Here is a 1,612-nt window from a genome sequence, read left to right as displayed (position 1 = left end):
ACTATTATTATACGCTATTTCTCGTCAAAAATCAACCATTTGTTGTGACAGAGCCATTTCTTTTTCTTTAGTATAAGAAATATATAAAGATGTTTGGTATGCCATGAGCATACATTTAAATCAGGGAATCAATCCACATAAAAAACCATACATCTAAACATAAAAATAGAAAGAAAATAATGGAATAAAGGATTGGCCATGGTACTTTAGACATGTGTTTATGGAATAGATTTTTATTATAGTAAAGGAATAACCCGAAATAAATAAACACAAAACAACTCAGTTTATTGATAAAGCTATTATTGATGGTTTCACCTGGCTCCATATCTACCACAATCATAAGCGTAAATGTGATCCAGGCAAGACTGATCATCTTAGATTTGAATGTGTCATTATTAAATGGTGGAATAACAACTAGTTTTTGTTGAATGGCTAGATCCATTTCTTTCACAGAATTATAGCGATTCTTATAATCTAATTGTGTTGCCTTTAAAATGACTTGTTTTAAATCAAATGGGATATTGTTTTGATGTTCTAAAGAACCATTTAATAAGTAGTTCATTAATTTACCTAAGGCATATATATCTGTTTGTGGATTGGATTGTTGAAAACCAAATTGTTCGGGTGCTGCATAGCCAACACTGCCTAAAATAAGAGTGTCTTTACTTTTCTTGGAATCTAGAAAACGAGCAATGCCAAAATCAAGGAGTGTAACCTTATTATCATGGTAAATAATATTTTCTGGTTTGATGTCACGATGAATAATTGGTGGATTTAACTTATGTAATGAATCTAAACACTCGCATAATTGATGCGTGATGTCTTTAACTTGTTCTTTTGAAAAGGATTGTTGATCTAATGTTTTTCCTTCAATATATTCTTCAATTAAAGTTAAATGATTGTCATTTTCTTGGATCACAAAAATCTTAGGTAGATATGGATTCTTAATCTTTTGAAGTGTTTGATAAAGTGTTTTATCATAATAATTCAATTCTTTCTGGATATATTTAGTGTGTGTTGTTTCATGTTCTACTAATGAAATTGTTTTATCTTGATCTTGTTTAATTATTTGTAAAGTCTTCATAAATTGCTCTTTCTTGTGTATATTATAAGTATTATGGTAGAGACAAATCAATTATTAAAAACAATTCAAGAAACAAAGAGTGATGGATTAAATACTTTAATGGAAAGTCTAGATGATTTAACTTTTTCAGAGTATTTAAATCATATCATTGATGCTAAGCATATATCTAAGGCACAAGTATTATCGAAGACGACAATTCAAAGAAATTATGGATATCAGATTTTTGATGGATCAAAGGTTCCCAATAAAGATAAGGTGATTCAGTTAAGTTTGGGATTAGGTTTAGATTTGCGTATGACAAATAACTTATTGTCATTATCGAATAATGGGATGTTGTATCCAAAGGTAAAAAGAGATGCATTATTGATTTATTGTATCGAAAATCATAAGAGTGTATATGAAACTAATGAGTGCTTGATGGAGTATAGGTTAGAGTTGTTGGACTAAAAAAAGAAATGATTTCTCATTTCTTGTATATTAAGATTTTGGTTTCGGAACAGGGGAATGCGGTATGTGAAAAACTGTCGA

At 29.3% G+C, this 1,612-nt stretch carries 2 protein-coding genes; one reads left to right on the top strand and one right to left on the bottom strand.

The genetic code is table 11. From position 1 onward, the window contains the following. Positions 1 to 115: 115 nt before the first annotated feature. Positions 116 to 1,084, bottom strand: coding sequence for a serine/threonine-protein kinase (locus KTQ83_RS11695; protein ID WP_217256514.1), 969 nt, complete (start codon positions 1,082 to 1,084; stop codon positions 116 to 118). A 33-nt stretch (positions 1,085 to 1,117) separates the two neighbouring features. On the opposite strand from KTQ83_RS11695, the gene KTQ83_RS11690 reads away from it, so the two are divergent. After that, on the top strand, positions 1,118 to 1,531 hold the full coding sequence (locus KTQ83_RS11690; RefSeq protein WP_117925477.1) for a hypothetical protein: 414 nt from the start codon (positions 1,118 to 1,120) through the stop codon (positions 1,529 to 1,531). The last annotated feature ends 81 nt before the right edge of the window (positions 1,532 to 1,612 follow it).

This window comes from Holdemanella porci, assembly GCF_019052655.1.
Classification (GTDB): Bacteria; Bacillota_I; Bacilli_A; order Erysipelotrichales; family Erysipelotrichaceae; genus Holdemanella; species Holdemanella hominis.
The sequence above is the reverse complement of the archived record's forward strand: the minus strand, read 5'-3'. Positions and strand labels throughout refer to the sequence as shown.

Bases quoted from the DNA above. Each gene is read 5' to 3' on its own strand.
- KTQ83_RS11695 (WP_217256514.1), bottom strand. From the start codon at position 1,084: ATGAAGACTTTACAAATAATTAAACAAGATCAAGATAAAACAATTTCA.
- KTQ83_RS11690 (WP_117925477.1), top strand. From the start codon at position 1,118: ATGGTAGAGACAAATCAATTATTAAAAACAATTCAAGAAACAAAGAGT.